Annotated in this window: 16 protein-coding genes; 1 reads left to right on the top strand and 15 read right to left on the bottom strand. The window is 69.5% G+C overall.

The genetic code is table 11. The annotated features are described in order from the left end of the window. The first annotated feature begins 18 nt into the window (after positions 1-18). Complete coding sequence (locus AC1HC7_RS06060; protein ID WP_479498786.1) at positions 19-1,272, top strand: aminotransferase class V-fold PLP-dependent enzyme; 1,254 nt, start codon at positions 19-21, stop codon at positions 1,270-1,272. 255 nt (positions 1,273-1,527) lie between these two features. Here the strand turns inward: AC1HC7_RS06060 and AC1HC7_RS06055 are convergent, their stop codons facing one another. The 15 genes from AC1HC7_RS06055 to AC1HC7_RS05985 form a co-directional block, all read right to left on the bottom strand. Further along, entirely contained in the window at positions 1,528-2,661 is a 1,134-nt protein-coding gene (locus tag AC1HC7_RS06055) for an acetoin dehydrogenase dihydrolipoyllysine-residue acetyltransferase subunit (protein WP_479498052.1), read from the bottom strand. Between the two features lie 26 nt (positions 2,662-2,687). Continuing rightward, entirely contained in the window at positions 2,688-3,689 is a 1,002-nt protein-coding gene (locus AC1HC7_RS06050; protein ID WP_479498053.1) for an alpha-ketoacid dehydrogenase subunit beta, read from the bottom strand. Between the two features lie 32 nt (positions 3,690-3,721). Further along, complete coding sequence (locus tag AC1HC7_RS06045; protein WP_479498785.1) at positions 3,722-4,699, bottom strand: thiamine pyrophosphate-dependent dehydrogenase E1 component subunit alpha; 978 nt, start codon at positions 4,697-4,699, stop codon at positions 3,722-3,724. Further along, entirely contained in the window at positions 4,696-5,778 is a 1,083-nt protein-coding gene (locus AC1HC7_RS06040; RefSeq protein WP_479498055.1) for an ATP-NAD kinase family protein, read from the bottom strand. Before AC1HC7_RS06040 ends, AC1HC7_RS06045 begins: the two co-directional genes overlap by 4 nt. A gap of 112 nt (positions 5,779-5,890) precedes the next feature. Further along, positions 5,891-6,937 carry an ABC transporter ATP-binding protein gene (locus AC1HC7_RS06035; RefSeq protein WP_479498056.1) on the bottom strand — a complete coding sequence of 349 codons (1,047 nt, stop codon included), beginning with the start codon at positions 6,935-6,937 and terminating at the stop codon, positions 5,891-5,893. Further along, complete coding sequence (locus AC1HC7_RS06030) at positions 6,930-7,964, bottom strand: ABC transporter ATP-binding protein (protein WP_479498057.1); 1,035 nt, start codon at positions 7,962-7,964, stop codon at positions 6,930-6,932. Before AC1HC7_RS06030 ends, AC1HC7_RS06035 begins: the two co-directional genes overlap by 8 nt. A 5-nt stretch (positions 7,965-7,969) precedes the next feature. After that, positions 7,970-8,857 carry an ABC transporter permease gene (locus AC1HC7_RS06025; protein ID WP_479498058.1) on the bottom strand — a complete coding sequence of 296 codons (888 nt, stop codon included), beginning with the start codon at positions 8,855-8,857 and terminating at the stop codon, positions 7,970-7,972. Further along, positions 8,854-9,795 (bottom strand): ABC transporter permease, encoded by a 942-nt coding sequence (locus tag AC1HC7_RS06020; RefSeq protein ID WP_479498059.1) that lies wholly within the window; start codon positions 9,793-9,795, stop codon positions 8,854-8,856. The genes AC1HC7_RS06025 and AC1HC7_RS06020 overlap by 4 nt, the downstream gene beginning before the upstream one ends. Positions 9,796-9,943: 148 nt before the next feature. Continuing rightward, complete coding sequence (locus AC1HC7_RS06015) at positions 9,944-11,515, bottom strand: ABC transporter substrate-binding protein (RefSeq protein WP_479498060.1); 1,572 nt, start codon at positions 11,513-11,515, stop codon at positions 9,944-9,946. Between the two features lie 77 nt (positions 11,516-11,592). Further along, positions 11,593-12,729, bottom strand: coding sequence for an NAD(P)/FAD-dependent oxidoreductase (locus AC1HC7_RS06010; protein ID WP_479498061.1), 1,137 nt, complete (start codon positions 12,727-12,729; stop codon positions 11,593-11,595). Beyond that, the gene (locus tag AC1HC7_RS06005; protein WP_479498062.1) at positions 12,726-14,117 is read right to left on the bottom strand and encodes an FAD/NAD(P)-dependent oxidoreductase; all 1,392 of its coding nucleotides are present in this window, start codon (positions 14,115-14,117) and stop codon (positions 12,726-12,728) included. Before AC1HC7_RS06005 ends, AC1HC7_RS06010 begins: the two co-directional genes overlap by 4 nt. Then, positions 14,114-14,455: a (2Fe-2S)-binding protein gene (locus AC1HC7_RS06000; protein ID WP_479498063.1), complete on the bottom strand. Its 342-nt coding sequence runs from the start codon at positions 14,453-14,455 to the stop codon at positions 14,114-14,116. Before AC1HC7_RS06000 ends, AC1HC7_RS06005 begins: the two co-directional genes overlap by 4 nt. A 113-nt stretch (positions 14,456-14,568) precedes the next feature. After that, positions 14,569-15,282 carry an SDR family NAD(P)-dependent oxidoreductase gene (locus tag AC1HC7_RS05995; protein WP_479498064.1) on the bottom strand — a complete coding sequence of 238 codons (714 nt, stop codon included), beginning with the start codon at positions 15,280-15,282 and terminating at the stop codon, positions 14,569-14,571. Beyond that, the gene (locus tag AC1HC7_RS05990) at positions 15,279-16,412 is read right to left on the bottom strand and encodes an NAD(P)/FAD-dependent oxidoreductase (RefSeq protein ID WP_479498065.1); all 1,134 of its coding nucleotides are present in this window, start codon (positions 16,410-16,412) and stop codon (positions 15,279-15,281) included. The genes AC1HC7_RS05995 and AC1HC7_RS05990 overlap by 4 nt, the downstream gene beginning before the upstream one ends. Continuing rightward, on the bottom strand, positions 16,409-16,829 hold a 421-nt coding region (locus tag AC1HC7_RS05985), incomplete at its 5' end, for a (2Fe-2S)-binding protein (protein WP_479498784.1). The genes AC1HC7_RS05985 and AC1HC7_RS05990, both read right to left, overlap by 4 nt.

Here is a 16,829-nt window from a genome sequence, read left to right as displayed (position 1 = left end):
CAGATGCAGGAACACGGAATGATCCAGAACGCCCCCGGTCTGCTCGCGGCCATTCGCGACCGCTTCGCCCATGTCGACGCCTGTCCCTATCAGGGGCCGCGGGCGTATTTCGAGAACGCCGGCGGGGCGCTGACCTTGAAATCGGTGGTCGCGCGATCGGGCGAATTCGCCGCGATCCCCGACAATCAGGGCCGCGACAACCCGGCCTCGAAGGCGATGATGGCGGTGATCGCGCGGGCCAAAGCCGACATGCGCCTGCTGATGAACGCCTCGGGCGGCCAGGTTTTCGTCGGCGAGAGCGGCACCGAATTGCTGTTCCGCCTGCTGCGCGCCGCCTGCCGGGGCGCGGCGGCCGGCGGCGAGGTGGTGAGCTCCACGCTCGAACATCCGGCCTCGCGCAGCGCCGCGCGCCGGGGCGCCGAGGCGGTCGGCGCGCGCCATCGCGTCGCGCCCCATGATTGGGCGCGGGGCGTGGTCTCGGTCGCCGATTACGCGCCCCATATCGGCCCCGACACGCGGGTGGCGACCGTCGTGCACACCTCCCCGGTGACCGGCATGGGGGTCGATGTGGCGGCGATCGCGGCGGCGATCCGCGCGGTGTCCCCCGATTGCCTGATCATCGTCGACGGCATCCAGCACGCCGCGCATGGGGCGCTCGACATCGACGCCTACGGCATCGACGGCTATGTGATCTCGCCCTACAAGGCGTTTTCGCGCCACGGCTACGGGGTGGCCTGGATCTCGGACCGGCTCGCCGCCCTGCCCCACGACCTGCTGATCGACGCGCCCGCGACCGGCTGGGAGCTCGGCACCCGCGACGCCGGCGCCTATGCGACGTTTTCCGAGGTGGTGCGCTATGTCGAATGGCTTGGCGCCCAGGTCAGCGACGCGCGCGCCCCCCGCGCCCGCATCGAAGCCGCGGGGGCCGCGATCCGCGCCCAGGAACACGCGCTGACCGAGGCCCTGCTGCACGGGACCGGCAACCTCCCCGGGCTGGCCGATACGCCGGGCGTCGAGATCATCGGCGGCGTCGACAACCCGGCGCGCGAGGGGCTGGCGTCCTTCACCCATCGCGGCGTGAGCTCCGCGGACATCGTCGCGTCGCTGAACGCGCAGGGGGTGCGCACCCATATGCGCAAGGCCGATCACTATTCGGCCAACGTGCTGACCCCGCTGGGGCTGGAGGATTGCGTGCGGGTGTCGCTGTGCCACTACAATTCGCTGGCCGAAATCGCCCAGTTCCTCGCCGCGATGAAAACCGCGCTGACCTGATCCCCTGTTTGCGAGGCGCCGCGGCGCGAGGCCGCCTGACGCCAACCAGCGGCGTCGCGGACCGGTTTTGCGCAATCCCCGCGCGCCCGATCGCAGAACCGCTGGCGCACCCCGGCAAGGAGGGCCGCAACCGGGCGCCGCGATGGGCTTTGCGCGACGAATCCGGCGACCCGCCGCCGCAAGGCCGGGACCCGGTTCACGGGCCAGCCATGACGCATCGCCGCGATCGCCCGGGGGGCATGTTCCAAGCCGCGATCACTGGCCGGACATGGCGGCTTTCAGCAGCGCGTTGACCTTTGCGGCCTGTTCCATCTGCACCATGTGACCGGCGTTTTCGATCACGTGGCTGGCGGCGCGGGGGATCGCGTCGGCATGGGCGGCGGGGATGACCGCGTCCTCGGCGCCCCAGATCACCGTGACCGGCGCCTCCAGCGCGTCGAGCGCCGCGGCGATGCTTTGCGCCTGGGCGCCGTCGGGGAACAGGCTGGCGGCCAGCGCGCCCAGAAAGGCCGGCACCCCGTCGAGCCGCTTGTATTTCAGCAGATCGGCGACCATCGCCCGGCTCACCAGACCCGGATCGGCGAACAGATGCGCCAGCCGGGGTTTCAGGTCGCGCCGCCCGGTCGCGGCCACGAAGCCGCCGACATAGTCGTCGTTGATCTGCGCCCCCAGCCCGGCGGACCCGATCAGCCCCAGCGAGGCCACTCGCCCGGGATGGGCGATCGCCGTCTGACCGGCGATCAGCCCGCCCATGGAATGGCCGACGAGATGCGCGCGCTCGACGCCCAGATGATCCATGAAGTCGACCAGCGCCGCCACCATCATCGCCAGATCCGGGGCCTCCGCCGCCTTCACCGACTGGCCGTGGCCGGGCAGGTCCAGCGCATAGACCGGGCGGTCCTCGGCCAGCGCGTCGATATTGAACAGCCAGTTGTCCAGATCGCCGCCAAAGCCGTGGATCAGGATCGCCGGCGCGCCGCCCGCGCCGCCCGCATCATCCGCGCCGCCCGGGCGCGCGACGTAGCGGATTCGCCCCACCGCCAGGTCGGCAAAGTCATGGGCCGGGCCGGCGGCCTCGTCCGCCTCGATCTCGGGGGTTTCGAACCCCGCGACATAGGCGTCGATCTCCGCGTCGGACACCGTGTCCGGGGCCATGACCCCGAGCAGCGCCTGCACCGGATACACCTCGTCCTCGCGCCCGACGATGCGCCGCAGGAGGCCGCCGTCGGCGGCCTCCACGACATTGGCGATCTTGTCGGTCTCCACATCCATGATCTCGTCGCCGGGCGAGATCGCGGCGCCTTCCTCCACATGCCAGGCGGCGAGCTTGCCCTCCTTCATGGACAGCCCCCATTTGGGCATCAGGATCGGCGTGATCTGGTCGCTCATGGTTCAGCTCTCATCTGGATCGCTCCTCACAGGGTCTTGCGCACCGCGGCCGCGATCGCGTCGACGGAGGGCACGAAGATGTCCTCCAGCGACGGCGAAAACGGCACCGGCGCATGCGGCGAGGTCACCATCTGGATCGGGGCCTTCAGCGCCGCGAAGGCGTCCTGCGCGACATTGGCGGCCACGTCGGCGGCGATGGAGCAGCGGGGATGCGCCTCGTCCACGCAGATCAGGCGGCCGGTTTCCTCGACGCTTTCGATCACGGTTTCCATGTCGATGGGCGACAGGGTGCGCAGGTCGATGACCTCCACCTGCACGCCGTCCCTTTCCAGCGCCCGGGCGGCCTCCACCGCGCGCCCCACGGTCTGGCCGTAGGTGACGATGGTGGCGTCGCCGCCCTCGCGCACGATGTTGGCCTCGCCGAAGGGGATGGCGTAGCTTTCTTCGGGGACGTCGGCCTCGGCGCCGTAAAGCGCCTTGTGTTCAAGGAAAATCACCGGATCATTGTCGCGGATCGACTGGATCAGCAAGCCCTTGGCGTCATAGGCGTTGGACGGACACACCACCTTCAGCCCCGGGACATGGGTCAGCATCGGCGTCAGCATCTGGCTGTGCTGGGCCGCGGCGCGGATGCCGGCCCCGCACATGGCGCGGATCACCACGGGCGTTTCGGCCTTGCCGCCGAACATGTAGCGGAACTTCGCCGCCTGATTGAAGATCTGATCCAGACAGACGCCGACGAAATCGATGAACATCAGTTCGGCCACCGGGCGCAGCCCGCAGGTCGCGGCCCCGATCGCCGCGCCGATATAGGCGCTTTCCGACAGCGGCGTGTCGATCATCTGCTTGGGGTGCTTGTGATACAGCCCCTTGGTGACGCCGAGCGCGCCGCCCCAGGCGTCCTCCTCGCCCCCGGCGCCGGTCCCGCCGACGATGTCCTCGCCCATCATGATCACGGTGGGATCGCGCGACATCTCCTGATCCATCGCCTCGTTCACCGCGTCCTTCATGCTCAGCATGCGTGCCATTTGCTTGCTCCTTTCGGTTTTCTTGAGGTCGATCAGCTCACATAGACGTCGGTCGTGAGTTCGGCGGGGTCGGGGCGCGGGGCGGCGATGGCCGCGTCCACCGCCGCGACGATCAGCGCCTCGGCCTCGGCGTCGATGGCGTCCAGTTCGGCGTCCGATATCACCCCCGCCCCGGTGACATGGGCGCGGAAGATCTTCAGGCAGTCGCGATTGGCGCGGTTGTCCTCGGTCTCGCCCGGGGCGCGGTAGGTCTGGGCGTCGCCCTCGAAATGCCCGTAGAAGCGGATCATCTTGCATTCCAGCAGCGTCGGTCCCGACCCTTCGCGGGCGCGGCGCACGATCTCGCCCGCGGCCTCGTAAACGGCGAAGAAATCGGTGCCGTCGACGGTGACCCCGGGGATGCCGAAGCCGGTGGCGCGATCGACATAGGAATCCACCGCCACCGCGTAATCGACCGAGGTCGATTCCGCATAGCCGTTGTTTTCGACCACGAAGATCACCGGCAGATTCCAGATCGCCGCCAGGTTCATGCTTTCCAGCACCGTGCCCTGATTGGAGGCGCCGTCGCCGAAAAACGTGATCCCGACCCCGTCATGGCCGAGCTTCTGCGCCGCCAGCGCCGCGCCGCAGATCAGCGGCGCCCCGGCGCCCAGAATGCCGTTGGCGCCCATCATGCCCTTGGACAGATCGGCGATGTGCATCGACCCGCCCTTGCCCGCGCAGCAGCCCGAGGCCTTGCCGTAGATCTCCGCCATCATCGCCTTCACATCAACGCCCTTGGCGATGCAGTGGCCATGCCCGCGATGGGTCGACGCGATGCGGTCGCGGTCGTTGAGATGCATCATGATGCCGACGGCGGAGGCCTCCTCGCCGGCGTAGAGATGCACGAAACCCGGGATGTCGCCGCGACTGAAATCCACGTGCAGGCGTTCTTCGAACGCGCGGATGGTGCGCATCATCCGGTAGGCGTCCAGCAGCCGGTCCTTGTCCAACGGAAACGGATTGCTCATGAGGTCCTCCTGTTTGCAGCATCGACTTTTTCATGGTGAGCGGGGTCTTGAACGGCGGGGGCGCGGCGGGCGGTCAGCAGACCGCGCGCCGCGGCGCAGGCCATGCAGGCGGCGACGTCGATGGTGCGAAAGGCGTCGATCCGCAGGCTGATGGTCACGCGATCGCCCTCGTCGAAGGTCAGTTCGCGCTCGCCGTCCAGCGCCAGCGACCCGGCGGCGATGTCGGGCGCGTAGGCGACGCCCGGGCGCATGGTCTCGACGCCGGCGATTCCGACGTCCTCGATCAACCCCGGCGCGATCGGCGCGGCCAGCATGCGCGCGGCGCCGGAGGCGCGGGACAGGCGCACCCGCCGGCCCTCGGGCGCGGCGCGGGTCAGCGGCGCCAGCAGCCCGACGATCGAAGACAGGCCGATGCCCTCGGGCGCGCCGAAGGTGACGAACAATTCGCGGAAATTCTCGGTCTTCCAGATGGCGCGGGCGCCGATGAAGCGTTCGGCCACCACGGCCACGTCGACCAGCGCGATGTCGCGCCGGTCGTTGACCGCCACCTCCAGCCGCTTGTTGGCGAAGAACGCCAGGTCGGGGGGCGCCTGCCCGCTGACCGCCAACCCCACGGCCAGCCCGGTGACGGTGGGTTCGCGCAGCTCCGGAAACGCGTTGTTGGTCCCGGTGGACACGCCCGCCACCGGCACGTCGCCGCATGCGCCGACCACCACGCGGTTGGTGCCGTCGCCGCCCAGCACCACGATGGCCCCGACCCCGGCGGCGCGCATCATGCGCGCCGCGCGGGCGCTGTCCTCGGCGGTGCAGGTGACGGGCATGTCAAGGTAGCCGACCCGCGGGAACCGGGCGCCGCCATGCCTGGATTCCCGTTTGATCGCGCGCATCAGATGGGTGCGGATGCCGCCGTTTTCCGGCATGATCAGCACCTCGTCCACGCCGGTGCGCGCCATGCCGGTGAGCAGACGCAGCACGATGTTGGCCCGGTCGTTGATCGGCAGGTTGCCGGCATGGGACACGATCCGGCGGATGTCGCGCGCCGAGACCGGGTTGGCGATGATGCCTGCTTTGACGACCAAGGCGACGCTCCTCGCAGTCGAAACCCGCCGCCGGGGCGCCCGGTTTCGTGATCGCCGGGCGCGCGGCGGCGCCTGGCACGATATCAGACCCGGGCGGCGGCGGTCACCGGATTCAGATCGCCGCGCGCGGGGTCTGGCCTTTCTCCTTCAGGCTTCCGTCATCCGCGCGCGTCGGCGCGCCGGCGATGTCGGGGTCGAACAGATGGCAGGCGACGCCGCGCGCGCCGTCGATCTCGCGCCATTCGGGGTAGGTGCTGCGGCACAGGTCGTTGGCGTGCGGGCAGCGCGGGTGGAAATGGCAGCCGCTGGGCGGGTTGACCGCCGAGGGCACCTCGCCGGCGATGCGATCGAATTTGCGCGCCTGCGTCGGGTCGGGCGCCGGCGAGGCGTCGCGCAGGATGCGGGTGTAGGGGTGCAGCGGTTCGTCGAAGATGCGCGGGATCGGCCCGGTTTCCACGATCCGTCCCAGATACATCACCGCCATGTCCTGGCAGAAGTACCGCACCACCCCGAGATCGTGCGAGATGAACACGAAGCTGAGATTGTGCGCCGCCTGCAGATGCCGCAGCAACAGCAGGATCTGCGCCTGGATCGACACGTCGAGCGCCGACACCGGTTCATCCGCGACGATCAGCTCCGGGCCCAGCGTCAGCGCCCGCGCGATGCCGATGCGCTGGCGCTGGCCGCCGGAGAATTCATGGGGAAAGCGGTTGGCCGCGTCGGGCGGCAGGCCCACCTCGTCGAGCAGCTTGAGCACCTGTTCGCGCGCCTGCGCCCGGTCGGCCAGCCCGTGCACCAGCAGGGGTTCGGCCAGCGCCGCGCCGATGCGCTTGCGCGGGTTCAGCGACGAATACGGGTCCTGAAAGATGATCTGCATGCGCTGGCGCAGCTTGCGCATGCCGCCCGCATCGGTGGTCAGCACGTCCTGACCGTCGAAATCCACCGCCCCGGAATCCGGTTCGATCAGGCGCAGCAGCGCCCGCCCGGCGGTGGATTTGCCGCAGCCGGATTCGCCCACCAGCCCGAAGGATCGCCCGCGTTTGACGGTGAAGGATATGCCGTCCACCGCCCGCACGGTCACGGTTCTGGCCACCGGAAACCCCCGGCGCACCCGGAAGAATTTCTGCAGGTTCTCGACGCGCAGCAGGATGTCAGTCATCGGCGCGCTCCTCGGCGGCGGGGCGATGGCCGCGTTCCCAGCAGGCGACCCCGTGCGCCGATCCCGGCGTCACCGGGCGCAGGTCCGGGTCGCGTTCGCGGCAATGCGGACGGGCCAGCGCGCAGCGCGCGGCGAAGCGGCAGCCTTCGGGCATGCGGGTGATCGGGGGCACCTGCCCCGGTATCGACAGCAGGGTGTCCATGTCCCGGTCGCTGCGCGGGATCGAACGCAGCAGCGCCTCGGTGTAGGGATGGGTGGGATTGGCGAACAGCTCCTCCACATCGGCGATCTCGACGATGTTGCCGCCATACATCACCGCCACCCGGTCGGCGAGCGCCGCCACCACGCCCAGATTGTGCGTGATGAAGATCATCGACATGCCGGTGTCGCTTTTCAGGTCGTTGAGCAGCGACAGGATCTGCGCCTGGATGGTCACGTCGAGCGCGGTGGTGGGTTCGTCGGCAAGGATGATGTCCGGTTCGCAGGCCAGCGCCATGGCGATCATCACCCGCTGGCGCATGCCGCCGGAAAACTGGTGCGGATATTCCTTGAACCGGCTGGGGGCGGAGGGGATCTTGACCTTTTCCAGCAGTTCCAGCGCCGCGGCGTTGGCCTGCTTGCGGGTCATGTCGCGATGGTATTGCAGCGACTCGGCCACCTGAAAGCCGATGGGCAGCACCGGGTTGAGCGCGGTCATCGGTTCCTGGAAGATCATCGAGATTCCGTCGCCGCGGATGGCGCGCATGCCCTCGTCGTCCAGATCCTGCAGGTCGCGCCCGCCAAAGCGGATGCGCGTCGCCTCCACCCGGCCGTTCTCGGGCGGCACCAGCCCGAGGATCGACAGCGCGGTGACGCTCTTGCCGCAGCCGGATTCGCCGACCAGCGCCAGGGTTTCGTTGCGGCGAAGCGAAAAGCTGATGCCGCGCACCGCCTTGTGCCACTTGCCGGCGATGCGGAACGAGGTGGTGAGGTTCTCGACATCGAGCACCACGTCGTCGGGAACGGCCGCTGGGATCGGTTCGGTCATGCGCATCAGTCCACCCGGGTCTTGGGGTCGATGGCGTCGCGCAGCCCGTCGCCCAGAAGGTTCAGCGAGAACACCACCAGCAGGATCGCCAGCCCCGGAAAGATCGACAGCCAGGGGTTGTCGAGGATGTTTTCGAACCCCTCGCGGATCATGCCGCCCCAGGTGGGGGTCGGCGGCTTGACCCCGAGGCCGATGAAGGACAGCGAGGCCTCGACCCGGATCGCGGTGGCCAGCCAGAGCGAGCCCATGACCAGCACGTCCGACAGCACGTTGGGCAGGATGTGGCCGGCCATGATGCGCATGTCGCCATAGCCGAGCGCCCGGCAGGCCTCGATGAAATCACGTTCCTTGACCACGATGGTCGGCGCCCGCGCGATGCGCGCAAACGGCGGGATCGCGGTCAGCGCTATGGCGACGATCATGTTCTGCATGCTCGGGCCGAGCATGGCGACGATGATCAGCCCCAGGATCAGCGTCGGGAAGGACAGCAGCACGTCCATGATCTGCATGATCGCCACGTCGGTCTTGCCGCCGTAATATCCCGCGACGATGCCGATCGCCGACCCGATCGCCATGGCCGACAGGATCGCCACCCCGCCGATGGTCAGCGAGATGCGCGCGCCGTAAAGCAGCCGCGCGTAGATGTCGCGCCCGTAGGCGTCGGTGCCGAGCGCGAATTCGTCGGACGGCCCCGTCAGGCGCGACAGGATGTTCTGGTCCAGCGGGTCGTGGGCGCTCAGCAGCGGCGCGAAGATCGCCGCCAGCACCACCAGCAGGAAGATCGCCGCGCCCAGCCCCGTCAGCTTGTTGCTGGCGAAGGTGCGCATCAGCTGTTCGAAGAACAGGCTGCGGGCGGATCGCGGCGCCGGCATGTCGTCGCTGTCGATGATCATTGGTATTTCACTCGCGGATCGATGAACCCGTAGGTCAGGTCGGTGAGCATGTTCACGAACAGGATGATGAAGGCGTAGCAGACCATCAGCCCCTGCAGCATGGTGTAGTCGCGCTGGCCCAGCGCCCCGACGATCAGCTTGCCGAGCCCGGGGCGGTTGAAGACGATCTCCGTCAGCACCGAATTGCCGATCAGGATGCCCAGATACAGCCCCACCACGGTCACCACCGGGATCAGCGCGTTGCGCATGGCGTGACGCCAGATGATCACCTTGTTGGGCACCCCCTTGGCGCGGGCGGTGCGGATGTAGTCCTCGCCCAGCACCCCCAGCATCGAGGACCGGGTGACCCGGGTGATGAAGGCCGCCATGATCAGCCCCAGCGTCAGCGCCGGCAGCGCCAGATCACGCGCCCAGCCCCCCACGTCGCTGCGATTGCCCGCCGAGATCACCGGGAACCAGCCCAGATTGATCGAGAACACGATCAGCAGCATGATCGCCGACACGAAGGCCGGAAACGACAGCCCCAGCAGGGAGGTGACGCGGATCAGGTAGTCCAGCGGCCGGTTGCGGTGCAGCGCCGACCAGATGCCCAGCGGAATGCCGGTGACGATGCCGAACAGCAGCGACACCACGGTCAGCTCCATGGTGTAGGGGATGACGTTGGCGACCTCGCCGATGATCGACTTGCCGCTGACCATGGATTCGCCCCAGTCCCCGGTCAGCGCGCTGCCCATGAAATCCACGTATTGCTCGATCAGCGGCCGGTTCAGCCCGAGCCGTTCGCGCATGGCGTCGAGCGCCGCGGCGCTGGCCTCGTCGCCGAGGATGGTCTGCGCCGGATCGCCGGGCACGATGCGCACCAGCACGAAGATCAGCGTCATCACGGCCAGCAGCGTCGGTATGGCGAAAAGCAGCCGTCGTAGAATGAAGGCGAACATAGGCGGGCGACCCTTTCGGCATGCGGCGCGCCCATGGCCGCGCCCCCCGGGACGGGAGGCGCCGGGCCCGTTGGGGCTCGCGGGCGGGGGCGGGAACGGGCCGGCGGCCGGGTTGCCCCGGCCGCCGCCCCGCGCCAGGCGTTCGCGGCTACTTGAAGCGCGTGTTCTCGGTGACCGGCGGACCCAGCGTCAGCGAGCCGATCAGCTCATAGCCCAGGTCCAGATAGTCCTTGGTCGCCCAGAGCTGCAGGTTCTCGTAGATCGGCACGGCGCAGAACGCCTTCATGATCTTTTCCTGCGCGGCGCGCCACAGCGCCTTCTGCTTGGCTGGGTCCTGTTCGACGCGGGCGGCGTCGATTTCCGCGTCCGCGACGTTGCAATGCGAGAAGTTGGTGATCGCCGTCGGCGTTCCCACGATGCTGCGCGAATGGAAGAACTGCGTCAGGTAGGTGTCCGCCACCGGGAAGCGCGCCGCCGAGTAATGCACCACCTGGCTCTGATCCTTGCGGATCTGGGCGTGGAAGGTGGCGTGCTCGACGACCTCCATGTCAAGCGTGATGCCGGCGCGGCGCAGCTGGGCCTGGAACACCTCCATGGTGGACAGCATGCCCGGCAGGCTGGTGTGGATCGCCTTGATGGTGACGCCGTCGGGATAGCCGGCCTCGGCCAGCAGCGCCTTGGCGCCGTCCACGTCATAGGCGGGCATCAGCGCGGTCATGTCGGCGAAGCCCTGGTAGCCCTGGGGCACCACCGATTTCGCCGGGCGGGTCACGTCGGCGCCCTTGAAGGCGAGGAACTCATCCCGGTTCACCGCCATGGCGATGGCCTTGCGCACGCGGATGTCGTCAAGCGGCTTGGACGTGATGTTGAGCGACATCACCGACATTTCCGCCGGCTCCATCACATGCACCACGGTGCCGGGCAGCTTCTTCATGCGCTCGGCCCAGACCTGGCCCTGGGCGCCGTATTCCATGTCCAGCTCGCCGGCCTGGAACGCCAGATCGCGGGCCGAATCCGACGGGATGTAGCGATACATGATGCCGTCGAGCTTGGGCTTGCCGCGATAGTAGTCGGGATTGGCCACCAGTTTCAGGTATTGCTGGGGCTGGTATTCGTCGAACATGAAGGCGCCCGTGCCGATGGGGCGCTTCTGGAAATCCTCGCCCATCTCCTCGGCGGCCTTTTTGCACACCACGTTGCCGCCGTGATAGTTGGTCACCATGCCGAGCAGACTGGGCACCGCGTTCTTCAGCGTGATCTTCACCGTGTAGGGGTCGAGCGCGGTGACGCTGTCAAACACCGCGAAATTGCTGGCGAAGCTCGATGTGTCGGGATTGGCGGCGCGGGCGAAGGAATAGACGATGTCCGCCGAGGTCAGCTCGCCGTAGCCGCCATGGCACTGCACGCCCTTGCGCAGGTTGAAGGTCCATTCCAGGCCGTCGTCGCTGGAGCTCCAGCTTTCCGCCAGATCCGGTTCGATGGTGTCGGGCGACGCGGTGCCCGGGGCGAAGCGCACCAGCCCGTTGAACATCCAGCCGAACACCGCCTTGTCGATGGTGGTCGCGGACAGATGCGGATCCAGGCGCCCGGCGTCCGACGCGGCGATGCCGACATTCAGAAAGTTGGTGTCCGGCCCGGCCGTCGCCGCGCCCGGCGTCGAGACCGCCAACGCGAACCCGGCGCCCAGCGCGCACACGGTTCCAAGAAAAAACTGTTTCATTCCATAACCTCCCTATGACCGAACAGGCTCGCTCTTTTGCGGCGGCGCATCGGTTCGCATTGCGGGCGAAGTGTTTGTCAATTCGTCCCGCCAGTTGATTTAAAGCGCCGGATCGAGAAGGAGTCGAGAGAAATCGCCGCTCGCCCCTCCAGCGCCATTTCGCCCAGCGCCTCGCCGACGGCGGGGCCGAGCTGAAAGCCGTGACCGCTGAAGCCGAATGCGTGGAACAGCCCCGGCGTCGTGGCGCTCGGCCCCATCACCGGGATGCCGTCGGGCATGTAGCCGTCGATGCCGGTCCAGGTGCGGATCACCTGCGCCGAACCCGCCCAGGGCAGAAATTCGATCAGGTTGGCCATGGCGTTGCGCCCGCCGGCGCTGGCCGGGCGCACCCGGGGCGCGTCGCGGTCGCTGGCGCTGCGCCCGCCGCCGAAGATCAGGTTGCCGCGCGGGATCTGGCGCACATAGAGCCCGCCGCCCACGGCGCCGATATTATGGGTGAGCCGATAGGGCAGCGGTTCGGTGACCAGCATGTTGGGCGATTGCGAATCGATCGCCGCCGGCTCGCCGAACCAGCCCGCCACCCGGTCGGCCCAGGCCCCGGCGGCGTTCAGCAGCACCCCGGCGCGGGCGCGAAGGCCGCTTTCGGTCTCGATGTGAAAGCCGGTCCCGCCGCGCGTCGCGCCGGTCACCGCGTCATGTTCGCGGATGTCGGCGCCCGCGGCGCGGGCGGCGCGCGCGAAAGTGGGCGCCAGCAGGCGCGGGTTGGCCTGCCCGTCGCCGGGACAGAGCGAGGCCCCGAAGGCGGCGTCGCCCAGCCACGGGAACCGTTCGCGCAGCGCGTTGCGCCCGATCAGTTCGATGCCGAGATCGAACGGCGCCGAATCGCGGGCGAATTTTTCCAGCACCGCCATTTCCTCGGCGTTGCGCGCCAGTTTCAGGTGGCCGCCGGGGGAGAATTCGCAATCGCTGCCGATCAGACCCTTCAGGTCGGCCCAGATCTGGCGGGATCGCCGGCTGAGCGGCAATTCGCGGATGTCGCGGCCATGCTGGCGCACGCCGCCGTAATTGACGCCGCTGGCCTGACTGCCGGCGGCGCGGCGTTCGAACAGCGCCACGCTGAGCCCGCGATTGGCCAGATGCAGCGCCGCGGCGCAGCCCGCCGTGCCGCCGCCGATGATGGCGACGTCGATGTCGATGCGTTTGGCGTCGGTCACGGGGCCGGGCCTGTCGTCTTGCCCGGCGCCTTGCGCGCCAGCGCCGCGATCGGCACGGGCTTCACTGGCGCCTGGGCGCGGAAACGGCCGATGTCGGCGATGTCGCGCCCCAGCGATTCGGCCACGATCTCCGCCGCCGCCGGCTCGCAGACCCGCCCCTGGCAGCGGCCCATGCCGACCCGGCAGAACGCCTTCGCCCGGTTCAGTTCGTCGGCCCCGAGGCCACGCACCGCGGCGCGGATCTCGCCCGCCGTCACGGCCTCGCAGCGGCAGATCACCCGCGCATCGGGCAGGTCGCGGGCCAGATGCGCCGGATAGGGAAAGGCGACGTCGAGCGCCGCGCGCAGCCGGTCGAGGCGCCTTGTCGCCCGCTCCGCGCCCTGGGCGCCCCGCGCCGGCAGTCCCAGATCCCCGATCAGCGCCCGCGCCGCGCGCGCGCCGCTCAGCTCCGCCGCGTCGGCGCCCCGGATCGACGCCCCGTCGCCCGCCGCATAGACCCCGGCCACGGAACTGCGCCCCATGGCGTCGAGCGCCAGTTCCCAATTGCGCGACCGGTCGTCGAATCGCAGGTCGCAGCCAATGAGATCGGCGATCTGCAATTCGCTTTTCAGCCCGTAGCCAAAGGCGATCGCGTCGCAGTCCAGCGCCCGCTCGCGCCCGCGCGAATCGCGATAGCGAAGCCCCTCGACGGCCTGCTCGCCCAGCGCCCGAACCGGCGTCACGCCATGCAGGTAGCTGACGCCATGCGCCTTCAGCCAGCCCAGATGCCACGCGCCCTTGAACGCGGTCGCGCCCCCCGCCAGCAGCCCCGGCAGCGCCCGCCACTTGGCGGCGCGCGGCGCGGTGTCGAGCACCGCGACGACCTGCGCCCCGGCGCGGGCGTATTGATAGGCGACATAGGGCAGCAGCGGCCCGCACCCGAGGAACGCCGTCCGCCGCCCCACCGCGCAGGCCTGGGTCTTGAACAGCACCTGCGCGCCGCCCAGCGTGAACACCCCGGGCAGGGTCCAGCCCTCGAAAGGCAGCACCCGGTCCATGGCCCCGGTGGCGAGGATCAGCCGGTCATAGGGCAGGCTTTCGCCGGTCCCGTCGCGCAAGACCTCCAACATCCCCGGCGCCGCGTTCCAGACCATGCAATCCGGGCGATAGTCGATGCTGTCGCGCAGGGCGTCGGTCAGGTCGTGCAGGCGGCGCGCCTTGCCCGCCTCGAACCCATACAGCGCCTGGTAGGGGCGGGTGATCTCCGGCGGCTGGCGGCGATAGATCTGGCCGCCGCTGGCCGGGGCCTCGTCAAGCAAGACCGGGCGCAGACCCGCCGCGACCAGGGTCTGCGCGGCGCGCAGCCCGGCGGGGCCGGCGCCGACGATGACCACGCGCGGGGCGTTCATGCGCCGCCCTCCCCGTTCTGATCAATGTTCCGACCGGCGCCGGGATCGTCGGGTTCGCGATCCGTGAGGATCTCCATCCCGTCGCGTGCAGGGGTGGTGCAGGCGCGCAGGCGGCGGCCGTCGGCCAGCCGCACCCAGCAATCCTGGCACAGCCCCATCAGGCAGAATCCGGCCCGCGCCCCGTCGCCGAATTCCGAGACCCTCGCCCGGCGCCCGGCGCTCAGAATCGCGGTCAGCACCGTGTCCCCGATGAAGGCCTCATGGAGGCGCCCGTCGATGGACAGGCGCAGGCGCGCGCGGGCGGGCGCGCCGAGGCGATGGAACTGGGGGGCGCTCATGTCCGGGGTCGATTATTCCAGATGACGATGCAATCGCGCCGACCTTAGCCAGCCTGTCCGCGCAAGAGAAACGTTATTTGAGAAACCTTGGAGCCCAACCGCGCGGCGCCAGGTCAGAGCATGTCCTCCAGCCGGCAATTCACCAGCAGCTCGGCCACCACGGCGTTGTTGGGCAGCGACAGCGCGGTGTCGATCAGTTCGGCCAGATCCTCGGGCTGGATCATGTTCTCCGGGGCCACCGCCGCATCCCTGGTCAGATCCGTGCGCACGAAGCCGGGGCAGACGGCGGTGGCGCGCACCCCCTGATCCCAGCCATGGCGGCGCACCGCGTGGGTCAGCGCGATCAGCGCGAACTTGGTCATGGCGTAACCGACATTGGGGTTCTTCACCCGCTTGCCCGACAGCGACGCGACGTTGATCACCCGCCCGCAGCCGCTTTGCGTCAGATGCGGCATGGCCAGCCGGATCAGCCGCAGCGGCCCCTTGACGTTGATCGCGAACATGCGGTCGAGCGCCGATTCATCCGCGTCCTCGATGGTGAAAGGCGGCTTGGCGACGCCGGCGTTGTTGACCAGCCCGTCAATGCGCCCGAATCTTTCGACGGTTCCCGCCACCCAGGCCTCGGCCAGCCCCAGATCCAGCGCGTCATAGGCGACGCAATGGGCCTGCCCCGGGGCGGCGTCGGCGACCGCCGCCGCCAGCGACGCCGGATCGCGGGCCCCGAGGCTGACCCGATAGCCGCGCGCAATCAGCCGCCGCGCCACGCCAAGCCCGATGCCGCGATTGGCGCCCGACACCATCACCACGCGATTTTCCGGTGCGATCATGCGATTTCCTCCTCTCCCCGCGCCGCAAAGCGCGTGATTGAAAACGGTTCGATTGGCAGCGATGTCCGCCCATCGGCGGCGAGCTCCGCCAAAATGCGCCCGATGATCGGCCCAAGCTGAAAGCCGTGGGTCGAAAACCCGAAGCCGTGAAACACCCCCGGCGCGGCGGCGCTGGGTCCGATCACCGGGATGCCGTCGCGGACCTGGCCCTCGATCCCGGCCCAGCAGCGCACCACCCTGGCGCCCTGCATGATCGGGAACAGGCCCCGCGCCGCCTTGGCCATCATCCCCAGTCCCGGCATGTCGAGATGCGCGACATTGCGCGCCGGGTCCGCCTTCCCCAGCCGACCGCCGCCCACCATCACCGTGCCGTTGGGCCATTGCTTGAATGATATGTAGCGGCTGGCGCTGCCCACCACCGGGGTCACGAACGGCGCCATGGGGGCGGTGATCAGCAGCATCGGCGCCACCGGTTCGATGGGGACCGGCTCGCCCAGCGCGGCGGCGATGGCGCCGCCCCAGACCCCGGCGCAGTTGAGCACGGTCCGGCACTGCACCGGGCCGGAATCGGTCAGCGTCTCCCAGCCCTCGCCGCAACGGCGCGGCGGCGCGGCGCGCACGCCCTCCAGAAACGTCGCGCCCAGTTCGGCGGCGCGGCGGCGCAAGGCGGCGACCGTGCGCGCGGGGTTGGCATAGCCGTCGCCGCGCGCGATCAGGGCCCCGAGGCAATGGGGCGCGAGCGCCGGAACCATGGCGAACAATTCGTCGCGGCCGATGATTTCCTCATGCGCGTGACCCAGCGCCCGGACCCGCGCGGCGCGCGCCTCCAGCACGGCCATGTCCGCCTCGGTCTCGGCCACGCGCACCTGACCGCCGGCGTGAAACCCGCAATCATCGCCCAGCAGATCCTCGATGCCGCGCCAGATCTCCATCGAGGCGACCGAGAGCGGAATTTCCGCTTCATGCCGGTTCAGCCGCCGCACGCCCCCGGCATTGACCCCCGAGGCGTGGCGCCCGGCGCGGTCCTTTTCCAGCACCGTGACCGACAGCCCGCGCAAGGCGCAATGCAGCGCGGCGGAACACCCCTGGATCCCGGCGCCGATGATCGCCACATCCGCGGTGCGGGTCATGATTCGACCGGATCGGCGGCCGCGGCGCCGGCCAGCGCGCCCAGATCGATGGGTTTCAACGGCGGGCGGATGCGCAGCGTTCCGGCCTCGTCCATGGACAGCCCGCGCTGTTCGGCGACGAGGCGCGATATGGTCAGCCCGCAGAACCGGCCCTGACAGGGCCCCATGCCGCAGCGCAGCGCCGATTTCACCTGATTGGGGCCCAGGCAGCCGCCGCGCAGCGCCTCGCGGATCTGCCCGGCGGTGACCTCCTCGCAGCGACAGACGATGGTCGCGTCGCCGGGCGGACGCCGCGACAGGCGCGGCCCGTAAAGCGCATCGACGAACGCCCGCCCGCGCCGCAGCCGCGCCAGCCGGCGCCGGTCGGGGGCGGCGCGGGCGTCGCGTTCGGCCGCGTCGATGCGGCCCAGCGCGCGG

It is taken from the genome of Oceanicella sp. (assembly GCF_056449545.1).
The sequence above is the reverse complement of the archived record's forward strand: the minus strand, read 5'-3'. Positions and strand labels throughout refer to the sequence as shown.

Excerpts from the sequence above, each read along its gene's own strand:
- AC1HC7_RS06060 (WP_479498786.1), top strand. The coding sequence starts at position 19 with ATGATCCAGAACGCCCCCGGTCTGCTCGCGGCCATTCGCGACCGCTTC.
- AC1HC7_RS06055 (WP_479498052.1), bottom strand. The coding sequence starts at position 2,661 with ATGAGCGACCAGATCACGCCGATCCTGATGCCCAAATGGGGGCTGTCC.
- AC1HC7_RS06050 (WP_479498053.1), bottom strand. The coding sequence starts at position 3,689 with ATGGCACGCATGCTGAGCATGAAGGACGCGGTGAACGAGGCGATGGAT.
- AC1HC7_RS06045 (WP_479498785.1), bottom strand. The coding sequence starts at position 4,699 with ATGAGCAATCCGTTTCCGTTGGACAAGGACCGGCTGCTGGACGCCTAC.
- AC1HC7_RS06035 (WP_479498056.1), bottom strand. The coding sequence starts at position 6,937 with ATGACTGACATCCTGCTGCGCGTCGAGAACCTGCAGAAATTCTTCCGG.
- AC1HC7_RS06030 (WP_479498057.1), bottom strand. The coding sequence starts at position 7,964 with ATGACCGAACCGATCCCAGCGGCCGTTCCCGACGACGTGGTGCTCGAT.
- AC1HC7_RS06025 (WP_479498058.1), bottom strand. The coding sequence starts at position 8,857 with ATGATCATCGACAGCGACGACATGCCGGCGCCGCGATCCGCCCGCAGC.
- AC1HC7_RS06020 (WP_479498059.1), bottom strand. The coding sequence starts at position 9,795 with ATGTTCGCCTTCATTCTACGACGGCTGCTTTTCGCCATACCGACGCTG.
- AC1HC7_RS06015 (WP_479498060.1), bottom strand. The coding sequence starts at position 11,515 with ATGAAACAGTTTTTTCTTGGAACCGTGTGCGCGCTGGGCGCCGGGTTC.
- AC1HC7_RS06005 (WP_479498062.1), bottom strand. The coding sequence starts at position 14,117 with ATGAACGCCCCGCGCGTGGTCATCGTCGGCGCCGGCCCCGCCGGGCTG.
- AC1HC7_RS06000 (WP_479498063.1), bottom strand. The coding sequence starts at position 14,455 with ATGAGCGCCCCCCAGTTCCATCGCCTCGGCGCGCCCGCCCGCGCGCGC.
- AC1HC7_RS05995 (WP_479498064.1), bottom strand. The coding sequence starts at position 15,282 with ATGATCGCACCGGAAAATCGCGTGGTGATGGTGTCGGGCGCCAATCGC.
- AC1HC7_RS05990 (WP_479498065.1), bottom strand. The coding sequence starts at position 16,412 with ATGACCCGCACCGCGGATGTGGCGATCATCGGCGCCGGGATCCAGGGG.